At 65.3% G+C, this 8,593-nt stretch carries 8 protein-coding genes; 6 read left to right on the forward strand and 2 right to left on the reverse strand.

The window, feature by feature from the left end; all coding sequences use genetic code 11:
• The first annotated feature begins 99 nt into the window (after nucleotides 1–99).
• The 5 genes from FHG71_RS18870 to FHG71_RS18890 all read left to right on the forward strand — a co-directional run bounded on the left by FHG71_RS18870 (nucleotide 100) and on the right by FHG71_RS18890 (nucleotide 5,304).
• Entirely contained in the window at nucleotides 100–795 is a 696-nt protein-coding gene (locus FHG71_RS18870; protein ID WP_139083254.1) for an alpha/beta hydrolase, read from the forward strand.
• A gap of 330 nt (nucleotides 796–1,125) precedes the next feature.
• Nucleotides 1,126–1,683, forward strand: a complete 558-nt coding sequence (locus FHG71_RS24810) for a DUF2934 domain-containing protein (RefSeq protein ID WP_425467375.1) — start codon at nucleotides 1,126–1,128, stop codon at nucleotides 1,681–1,683.
• A gap of 223 nt (nucleotides 1,684–1,906) precedes the next feature.
• Nucleotides 1,907–2,401, forward strand: coding sequence for a hypothetical protein (locus tag FHG71_RS18880; RefSeq protein WP_139083256.1), 495 nt, complete (start codon nucleotides 1,907–1,909; stop codon nucleotides 2,399–2,401).
• Nucleotides 2,402–2,973: 572 nt separating this feature from the next.
• Nucleotides 2,974–4,080, forward strand: coding sequence for a PQQ-dependent sugar dehydrogenase (locus FHG71_RS18885; protein WP_218014160.1), 1,107 nt, complete (start codon nucleotides 2,974–2,976; stop codon nucleotides 4,078–4,080).
• A 792-nt stretch (nucleotides 4,081–4,872) separates the two neighbouring features.
• Nucleotides 4,873–5,304, forward strand: a complete 432-nt coding sequence (locus tag FHG71_RS18890; protein WP_139083257.1) for an EF-hand domain-containing protein — start codon at nucleotides 4,873–4,875, stop codon at nucleotides 5,302–5,304.
• 85 nt (nucleotides 5,305–5,389) lie between these two features.
• Here the strand turns inward: FHG71_RS18890 and FHG71_RS18895 are convergent, their stop codons facing one another.
• Entirely contained in the window at nucleotides 5,390–6,034 is a 645-nt protein-coding gene (locus tag FHG71_RS18895; protein ID WP_139083258.1) for a hypothetical protein, read from the reverse strand.
• 389 nt (nucleotides 6,035–6,423) lie between these two features.
• Nucleotides 6,424–7,029 (reverse strand): hypothetical protein, encoded by a 606-nt coding sequence (locus FHG71_RS18900; RefSeq protein ID WP_139083259.1) that lies wholly within the window; start codon nucleotides 7,027–7,029, stop codon nucleotides 6,424–6,426.
• A gap of 860 nt (nucleotides 7,030–7,889) precedes the next feature.
• On the opposite strand from FHG71_RS18900, the gene FHG71_RS18905 reads away from it, so the two are divergent.
• A complete protein-coding gene (locus tag FHG71_RS18905) occupies nucleotides 7,890–8,444 on the forward strand; it encodes a DNA-3-methyladenine glycosylase (protein ID WP_425467374.1) in 555 nt (184 codons plus the stop codon).
• The last annotated feature ends 149 nt before the right edge of the window (nucleotides 8,445–8,593 follow it).

The following is an 8,593-nucleotide window of genomic DNA, read 5'->3' on the forward strand; positions in this document are numbered from 1 at the left end:
CGCCGACAGGGCGCGGGGAGACGAAGGAACGGACGCGCGTTCGTTGCCCCTGACCGGCCTCAGCGTAGGTCACGTCGGGCCCGGTCGAGGAGAAGGCGGATGGCGCAGGACAGGGAGTGGCTGCAGGGTCGGCTGCTGGCGCGACCCGCGGGGGCGAACAGCCCGGCCGTCGGCAGGCTCAAAGCTGGACGCCACCCCCTCGGGCTCCGTCCGGGTCGGGATGGGCTTCTTCGGGTGCCAGCCTCATTGCGTCTGCCAGTGCCACTTCTGATCATTCTGCACGGCGCCGGAGGCACGGCGGTCCAGTCGCTCTCCCTCGTGGCCGACCGAGCGGAGCGGCATGGTGTGCTGGTGCTCGCCCCGGAGTCGGAGGGGAGCACCTGGGACGTGATCCGGCCCGGCTACGGGCCCGACGTGAGCCACATCGACCGGGCGCTCGGCCGCATCTTCGCCTCCTTCGAGGTCGATGCCGAACGGATCGCGGTGGGCGGCTTCTCAGACGGCGCCTCCTATGCGCTCTCGCTCGGGATCACCAACGGCGCCCTCTTCCGCGACATCCTGGCCCTCTCCCCGGGCTTCACCGCGCCGACGCAGGCCGAGGACGCGCCCCGGATCTTCATCTCGCACGGGACCGAGGACCGCGTCCTGCCCATCGACCGCTGCAGCCGAAGGCTCGCCCCGGCGCTGCGTGAGGCCGGCTATGACCTCGACTACCGCGAGTTCGCGGGCGGACACGTGGTGCCGACGAAGATGGTGGACGCAGCCTTCGCCCGCTTCCTGGGCGAGACCGGCTGACATTGCCCGACCAAGCCTAACCTGCGCGCCCACCGCGTTCAGCGGCTCCAACCCACGGGTCTCCTTGACGCGGACAATGCCGTTGTACTCTCCCGACAACACTGAGCATAGCCTCGAGTCCTCGGTATGCTTCTTCCGAGGCAATGCACTGAGATCAGGCCATGTGGCCGGACTAAAGTCGGTGTGCATGCTGTACTTAACGTGTTTTGTGCACCGCCCCGTCGCACCGGTCATGGAACAGTTTCCTGAAACCTCGGCTTTGCCACACATCAAGGCTGCGTCGGTCGACTTGCCACAAGAAGGGTCCTCATGATTTCCGACCTCGAAGAAATGATCCGACAGCGCGCCCACGCGGTTTGGGAGCAGGAGGGCCGCCCTCACGGCCGCCACGAAGAGCACTGGCAGATGGCCGCCGCCGAGATCACACAGGAACTCGACCGTATCAAGGCAGCTCACGCGCCGGCCACAGCGGAGGAGGTCGAGGCGCCAGCGGCTCCACGCAAACGCCGGCCGCACCGCGCTGAGGGCGGTGAGCCGGCCACGGCCCCGCGCATGTGCCGGATAAGCAAGACCACCTTCGGCGAGAGCGTTGCCCTTGGTGATGAACCAGCGGCCTCTGACGAGGTTCATCGGAACGCCCCTCACAGGCGTGGTCGCAAGGCAGCAAATGAGGTGCAGGCCGAGGCGGGATCGGTCGCCGCAAAAACGACCCGCCCGCGCGCTACAAAGGGCACTGAGGGCGCCCAGTCCGAACCGGCTGCCGACGCGGCTCCGAGGTCACGGCGCAACAAGGGCGAGGCGGCCCACGCCAGCTCTGACACTAGCGCGACAGAACGCCCGGCCAAGCGCGGCCGGAAGCCCAGGCCTGAGACCGAAACTATCCATTAGCCTCGGTCACACCGCCGAATCGAGGTGCAAACCAGAAGTCAATCAGCTGGGCACATTGTCGTGTTGTCGCATCTGAGCCCTCAGTCCGACGGACCTCAGGAGAATGGGAAAGCCTTGTCATGGCTCCCCCGCTACGCCGTCCACCTCGATCTTCTGCCGGCGGCGTCCGTGGGTTTGTAGCGAGAGCGGCGAAACCGACAGTACTGATCAGTGGGGAACGCCTATGCGAGTGACCGTTGCGCCAGAAATCTGGGCTTTGATGTTTGGCTTCCCGCTGTGCCTCTCTTGGCCGGAGTGGGGCTTGGCTCAGGAGATGAGCGTCATTGAACGGCTGATCGCGGAGCAGTACCCCTGCAAAGACCTTGAGGGCACACAACTGGGGATCCCCTTCGACATTTCTGTCCTCCAAGACGTCAGCTTGGACGGAGCCGAGATCAGCCTTCGAGAAGACAAGGTCAGCGCAACGTTTGCGGGTCGTCTCGCCTGCAGGACCTCAGACAATGCTGTCCTGTCAAGCGACGCCGCAGCCTCGGTCCAGATGAGCGCTTCGTTGTCGCTCGCGGATTGCTCCATTGGGGCGCTTGAAGTGGTGCTGAGCGAGTTCGGTGGAGACTTCGGTCCGATCCTGGAGGTTCTTGCCCCCGTCCTGGAGGTCGTCCTTGAGGAGGCCGCCCGCGGGTCGCTCGTGCAGGCCTGCCAAGACTTCGGCGCGAGTTGAGACATTCGACCGCGACGGCCAAGTGCTTGAGGCGTTCGTGTCCAGAACATGGGACAGCCGTGCAGCACGTACATTCTTGCGCAGGCGATGCCCGAGGAACTCGGCTTGGGCGAGACAGGGCGCAGCCCAGTCTGTTTGGTTCTGTCTGACTGCCACTGCAATGACTTGAGGCTGGTGGGATTGCTTCGGTGAGGTTCACCACGGCAAAGATTAGAGATGCGGCGGCACGAATTCAGCCGTGGGCATTGAAGGCGGTCACGTCTTCCGACCTGGACCGAACGGGAAGCTCGATTTCCGCGGCTTGCTTCGGATTGCTCCTTGGCCGAGACTCGGCTTGGGCCGGGCAGGGCCGGGAGAGATGTGCATGTGCAGCATGGGCTTGAGAGTGGCGCTTTCGGCACTCCTGCTAGCGGGCTGCGGTGAGCGCGCCGATTTGCCCCTTTCGGCTGGGATCGGGCCTGACCCAGCTCTGCCCCCGCCGGAGCGCAGCGTCATCCCGACGATTGATATTGCCCCAGCCGAGGGATGGCTCCCGGGCGAGACGCCAGTCGCGGCGGAGGGTTTGGAAGGTCGTGGCCTTCGCCGAAGGGCTCGACCATCCGCGCTGGCTCTATGTTCTGCCGAACGGCGACGTGCTGGTGGCGGAGACGAACAAGCAGCCGGCGCCCCCACGCAGCTTGAGAGGTTTCTTCCAGCAGCAATTGATGCAGGTGGCCGGCGCCGAAGTGCCGAGCGCAGACCGGATATCTCTCTTGCGCGACCAGGACGGAGACGGCGTTGCCGATCTGCGGACCGTGCTCCTCAACGGCCTTACCTCCCCCTTCGGCATGGCTCTCGTCGATGACACTCTCTATGTCGCCAACACCGACGCCTTGCTGCGGTTTCGGTACCGGCCGGGCGCAACGCGCATCGAGGGCCCGGGCGAGCGCGTACTCGCGCTGCCTGCGAACCCGCCCAACTATCATTGGACCAAGGGGCTGCTGGCCAGCGACGATGGCCGCCAGCTGTTCGTTTCTGTAGGATCGAACAGCGACCATGCGGAGAGCGGCTTGGACGCGGAACGGGGCCGCGCGGCAATTTGGGAGATCGATCTGGCATCGGGTTCCGCAAGTGTCTTCGCCTCGGGGTTGCGCAACCCGGTCGGAATGGACTTTGAGCCGCAAGCCGGTGCGCTCTGGACCGTCGTAAACGAGCGCGACGAGCTCGGCAGCGACCTCGTTCCGGACTATCTCACCCGCGTGCGCGAGGGCGAATTCTACGGCTGGCCTTTCTCCTACTGGGGAGGCAACCTCGATCCCAGGGTTCATCAGACCCGGCTGGATCTCGTCGCGCGCGCCGTCGTGCCGGATTATGCACTCGGCGCCCACGTCGCCCCCCTCGGGCTGGTGTTTGCTGAAGGAGCCCGCCTCGGGCCGCGCTTTCAGGAAGGAGCCCTCATCGGCCGACATGGATCGTGGAACCGCCGCCCGCCCAGCGGCTATGACGTGATCTTTGTGCCATTCCGTGACGGTGCCCCAGCGGCTGCTCCCATCCAAGTTCTGACCGCTTTCCTCGGCCCCGATGGCGAGGCTCGCGGCAGGCCCGTAGGAGTGGCCGTTGCTCGGGACGGCGCACTTCTGGTCGCAGACGACGTCGGGAATGCGATCTGGCGCGTGAGCGCCAAAGCTGCAACAGAGTAATCCGCCGTCCTGATTTTGGTTTACTTCTTTAGTCCCGACGAAGTGCCACTAACCCACTAGGCACACCCGCATCGCTGCCACTGAACTATCGGAGCGCCTTGGCTTGAGCGGGCAGGGGCGAAAGCTACAAATGGATCCCGAGACCAACCATTGCCGACGAATTTCCTACCAAATATCGGCCGGCGGGCTTACCGTACTCTGTAGTAGTGGGATCTTTCTCCGATGGACCCACAGCCTACAGAAGCTCGCCGCTGTTGACTCCTCGGTCCACAACCTCGTCAACGCGGAACGAATCCTCACAAGCCGCCGAGTTTACAAGCAGGCCTGCGCTGCCGCCTCTGTCGAATGGCGGCAGTTCTGTGCCGCCTAAGATCAAGACCACCTGTAGAAATCGAGACGAGTTCGCATTCGTCTGACACCACCTGTCGATGGCTTTCAGGATGGGCTGCAGCATGGGTCCCAACGTCAGGTGGCTCGGAAGGTCATCGTGCAGCAGAGTTGTTGCTCTTGCCTTGCCTTGATGTGGGCATCCGTGAGGCTGAGGCACGACATTAGGACCGGCCGCGGACGACTTTGAAAGGTGGCGCTGGGCCACCTCGAAGAGCCGGGTGTCCTCAGCCGGCCGACTTTTCTGTTCGCTCCTGCTTCGCCGCACCCAGTTGCGCAGACTTGCTCCCTTCGGCCCTGCGCTGATTCCCGCTGCCTCCTGGAACATCTCTCCAGAGCCTGTGTTGTGCGCCGGGCGGCAGGTTCCGCCCGTTCCTGAAGATTGCTCAACAGGAGGAAGACGACATGGCTAACTGGACCAAGCTGGCCGGCGCGACCGCCCTGGCGCTGCTTCTGGCTACCCCGACCGTCGCTCAGGAGGCGGAGGAGGCCGTCGAGGATCCCGTGGATGTGGGCGCGTGGGACACCGACGCCGACGGGGCCCTGAGCGAGGAAGAGTTTGGCGCGGGCTTCGGCGAGACCGGCGCCTTTGGCGAATGGGACTCCGACGATGACGGAGCCCTGAGCGAGGAGGAATACACCGCCGGCTACGGCGAGGAGACGGACATGGCCGCCTTCGGCGAGGTGGACGAGGACGGGGATGGCGCCCTCACCGAAGAGGAGTTCGGCGCCGGGATCTACAGCGGCTATGATGCGGACGCGAGCGGCATCATCGAGGAGCCTGAACTGGGCGACGTGGGCGACGATATGGGCGACGGCGGTCTTTTCGACGTCTGATGGACACGATCTCGGTCTCAGGATTTGGAAAGGGGCCCGGAGGGTCCCTTTCTGGTCGGGCCGGATGTCAGCCTGGCGGGGTTAATCAAGCTGTGCCGCCTTTAGGCCAGAGGGGCTCCTCCCGGATGTAGTCGCGCGTCGTGGGTGAGTTCTGCAGGTCGGCCCGACGCCCCATCATGCCGTCACGATAGCCCTCGCGCGGCGGACGGCGGCGCGGGGCATAGACCGCGTCGCGGTAGGTCTTGTCGAGCTCGGTCAGGTCATGAACGTCCTCCGGGCGGCGCATGACCTCCTGGATCCGGGCGATATCTGCGTCCTCGTCCACCTCGACAGAGACGACGTAGTCGCCGTTGCGGATGGCCTGTTGGTAAGTGCGGGTGTCTTCCTCCGGCAGATGGAGGTCATGAAGAGCGTCGAAGGCATCCGCATAGACAAGATCGGCCTCGCTGTAGGCGGGCATTCCCAGTCCGTAGCCGGGCATCGCGCCCATGTAGGCGCCCGGAACCATGCCCGCTCCCACATAAGCGCCTCCCGCGGTGCCCACGGCCGGAACGATGCCGTCGGCCGGATCGACGGTTCCGGACGTGTCGGCGGCGTTCGGGTCAGCGGTGCGCACGTCCTTGTGGATGACGGTGATGTGGTGTCGAGCCAGGCCGAGACGCTCAAGCTCGTCCCGGACCAGATGGGCGACGTCGCGGGTTCGGTAGATGGCAGTGATCGCGCGTTGCATCGGGATCTCCTCCTCGGACCGGCGGGCAGACCCGGATGATCCTGCGGCTCCGCCGGCCTCGTCTTGACCCGGAACAACCCTTGGGCCGCACGGTCGGTTTCCCTCTCTGGCCACCGTGCCGGGATTGGTGGCGGCCATCAGGGCCCGCCTGAGGCCAGAACCTTTCGCGCGCTCCTGCGTTTCTTCTTCGAGACACGATCGCAACACATCGCCATGGAGGCCAAGATGGTAAGAGGCATTCTCAAGGGCCTGGCCGCGGGCTGGGTCATCAACAAAGTCCGCAAGGGGCTCAGCCGGCGTCGCCGCCGCTATTGAGCCGCAAGATCCATCGAGAGACGCGAGGCGGCCCCTTCGAGGGCCGCCTTGTTGCATCCGAGCCGCCCACTGCGTCAGCCCGCCGGCCGGAACAGCAGCAAGTCGGCCCTGGCCCAGAGCAGGTTGCAGAGGAGCAGGACCCCGGGGCCGAGCAGGGCCGGCACAATCACCTCGGGTCCCGCTCCGGCCACTCCGGCGGCCAGGGCGAGAGCCGCCGCCAGCGTGGCCGGCACCCGGCTCAGGAGCACCACGCTACGGAAGAGATCGGGCCAGGCTGTGGGCCAGCCGAACGGCGGTGGAGCACCGGGCCGGTGCAGCGCGCTGCCGAACTTGCCGAGGGCGTGCATGAGGCCGGCGGTCGCGGCCAGCAGAGGCATTCCAAGGAGCGCCAGCGAGATCCCCAGCGCCACGGCGCCGATGGCTGACAGAAGATCGCCCTGCCGGTTGAGGCGGGCGTCGGGTCGATCCGGATCCGCCCAGGCGCGGTGATAGACTTCCCCGCTCCAGAAGAAGACCAGCGTGGCGACCGTGAGCGCCACGGCGCTGCCGCTGCCCGCGAGATAGCCCGCCGCCGCGGTGGCGGCCTCGCCCGAGCCGCCGGCGTTCCAGGCGGCGAGCGCAAGCCCGCCCAGGAGTCCGATGGCGTTGCCGATGTTGTAGTATCCCCCGGGACCCGCCATCCGAGCGGCCAGCTCGCACAAGGCGCGCGTTCGTGGCCGGGCGAGGGTCACATAGGGGCCTGGCAGTGGGACCGTAGATGAAGAAAACCCGGAAAGGCCGCCCGCCGGCCCCGTCCCTGACTCGTCGATCAACACGATAACCTTCCTCCCTCGGAAAACGGAGGGGCACCGGCCGCCTCCGGAGACGACTGAGCATGCGTAGGGTCGCGCGGGCCCGCTCCTCCACGAGCCCGAGGACGATTGTTTGCAAACGGCACTGATGTTGGGCGGATCGTACCAAAAATGGGCAGCCCCGGCAGCCCTCATGCGAGAGCTGGTTGAGGACCGGCGGGTTTGCGCATCCCTGAAGATGACGCTGTCATGGCCATCCCGCTTGAGCAGAGCAGGCGCCTGCTACACTCGTACGACGACCAATCGCACCCCCTTTCGCTACGTCCGCACCAAGCCTGAGTTCATCCGGCTCGATGTGATACTCTGCCTGACGGGTTCCGGGCTGATAGTTCGGGCGCCTGGCAATGAGGCCGCAGCGCAGAGAAGGTTCGACGCCAGTCTCGTCTGCTCCGCCACTTGCCTTGGCGAAAGGTGTCTCCCGGTCCGGCTGCGACTGGATTTTTCCGTGACATTCGAGGGTTGTGCGACGCAGGCTGTTCACCGGCGTCGGCGCTGGGAGGCTCGAAAGCGTTCTCTCCGGGCCGTTTTTCTCCGGAGCTGATGACTGCGCCAGTCTGGTGAAGAGCTTGTAGGGCATTGGTCATCAAGGTGAAATGCTTGACGACGGAATGGCTTCGATCCCAGTTCCTGTTGGGCTAGCGGGACCGATATCCAACCGGGCCGGTGTAGCCCTCCTTCGCGAGCTGGTCATGACCTTGATGCCCTTTCAGGAGCAAGTCGCCGGCCTGGACGCAGTTGCCCTTGCCCGTCGGCTGATCGGCGCGAACCTCCTTGTTCGAGGCGCCGGAGGTATCATCATAGAGACGGAAGCCTACGGACAAGATGACCCGGCCTCCCATAGCTTCCGTGGCCCCACGCCCAGGAACGCGTCCATGTTCGGCCCGACTGGGCACGCCTACATCTACCGCTCCTATGGCATCCATCTCTGTCTCAACGTGGTCGCTCGGCCAGGAGAGGCGGTGCTGATACGGGCGCTTACCCCACAGGTGGGTTTGGAGCTCATGCAGATGCGCCGCGGGAGCCCCTTCCTCTGCAGCGGCCCTGGACGCCTGACCCAGGCTCTTGGGATCCGCCCCGAAGACGACGGCGCCCCCTTTGACGCGACTGATTTCTCGATCACCCTCCCGTCCACGACGGCCGAACTGCTGGTGGGGCCCCGCATCGGGATCAGCAAGGCAAAGGACCTGCCTTGGCGCTTTGGACTTGCCGGAGCAGGCGGTCTCAGTCGGCCGTTCCCTCGGTAGATGCCTTGACCCGACTCAGCATCGCGAGCGCTTGAACGAGGTCCCGCTCGTCTGATGGCTTCTCACAGTGGGACACCTTCCTAGGGCTTGTTGACGTTCACCTCAGTCGGATGACGGTGGCTGCCAAGGAGATGAAGGCGCTGAAGCTT

Source organism: Rubellimicrobium roseum (assembly GCF_006152145.1).
Taxonomy (GTDB): domain Bacteria; phylum Pseudomonadota; class Alphaproteobacteria; order Rhodobacterales; family Rhodobacteraceae; genus Rubellimicrobium; species Rubellimicrobium roseum.

Excerpts from the sequence above, each read along its gene's own strand:
- FHG71_RS18870 (WP_139083254.1), top strand. The coding sequence starts at position 100 with ATGGCGCAGGACAGGGAGTGGCTGCAGGGTCGGCTGCTGGCGCGACCC.
- FHG71_RS24810 (WP_425467375.1), top strand. The coding sequence starts at position 1,126 with ATGATCCGACAGCGCGCCCACGCGGTTTGGGAGCAGGAGGGCCGCCCT.
- FHG71_RS18880 (WP_139083256.1), top strand. The coding sequence starts at position 1,907 with ATGCGAGTGACCGTTGCGCCAGAAATCTGGGCTTTGATGTTTGGCTTC.
- FHG71_RS18890 (WP_139083257.1), top strand. The coding sequence starts at position 4,873 with ATGGCTAACTGGACCAAGCTGGCCGGCGCGACCGCCCTGGCGCTGCTT.
- FHG71_RS18895 (WP_139083258.1), bottom strand. The coding sequence starts at position 6,034 with ATGCAACGCGCGATCACTGCCATCTACCGAACCCGCGACGTCGCCCAT.
- FHG71_RS18900 (WP_139083259.1), bottom strand. The coding sequence starts at position 7,029 with ATGGCGGGTCCCGGGGGATACTACAACATCGGCAACGCCATCGGACTC.
- FHG71_RS18905 (WP_425467374.1), top strand. The coding sequence starts at position 7,890 with ATGACCTTGATGCCCTTTCAGGAGCAAGTCGCCGGCCTGGACGCAGTT.